The organism is Microbulbifer mangrovi (genome assembly GCF_002009015.1).
Classification (GTDB): domain Bacteria; phylum Pseudomonadota; class Gammaproteobacteria; order Pseudomonadales; family Cellvibrionaceae; genus Microbulbifer; species Microbulbifer mangrovi.
Map to the genome: position 1 here is coordinate 1 of NZ_LZDE01000086.1, position 808 is coordinate 808.

1 protein-coding gene is annotated in these 808 nt (G+C 61.5%); it reads left to right on the forward strand.

Annotation, left to right across the window (positions count from 1 at the left end; genetic code table 11):
• Positions 1-91: 91 nt before the first annotated feature.
• Positions 92-808: aldehyde dehydrogenase family protein (locus B4U49_RS00385; RefSeq protein WP_143735428.1), on the forward strand; the 717-nt coding region annotated here is incomplete at its 3' end.

The window sequence follows — 808 nt, forward strand, 5'->3', positions numbered from 1 at the left end:
AGGGATGGGTTTACGGCGTGTCTGGCAAGGTTGCCCAGCCAGCTGCGCCGCCACGGAGCTCGCCGGCAACTAAAAGGCAAGGACCCTAAAAATGCTCAACCTTAAAAATCCCAACCTGCTGCGCAAACAGTCCTATATCAACGGCCAGTGGTCTGATGCGGATTCCGGCAATACTCTGGACGTAACCAACCCCGCGAATGGCGAAGTCGTCGCCACCATTGCCAGCTGTGGCGCCGACGAAACCCGTCGCGCAATCGAGGCTGCCAACGCCGCCTGGCCCGCCTGGCGAGATCTCACCGTCAAAGAACGCGCCAAGGTTCTGCGCGACTGGTACAACCTCATCATCGACAACGTCGACGACCTGGCAGCAATCCTCACTGCCGAGCAGGGCAAGCCGCTCTCCGAAGCGCGCACCGAAATCATTTACGGGGCCAACTACCTCGAATGGTTCAGCGAAGAGGCCAAGCGCGTCTATGGCGACGTAATCGCCCCCCCGAGCAAAGACAAGCGCATCGTCGTCGTCAAACAGCCGGTGGGCGTGACCGCCTCCATCACCCCGTGGAACTTCCCCAGCGCCATGATTGCGCGCAAAGTCGCTCCGGCACTGGCTACCGGCTGTACCTTTGTCTCCAAGCCCGCCTCGGAAACCCCGCTGTCCGCCCTGGCGATGGCTGTGCTGGCCGAGCAGGCCGGCGTACCCAAAGGCGTATTCAACGTGGTAGTGGGCAAAAGCTCGCGGGAAATCGGCGCCGAGATGACTGGTAACCCGCTGGTGCGCAAATTCACCTTTACCGGCTCCACCGCCGTG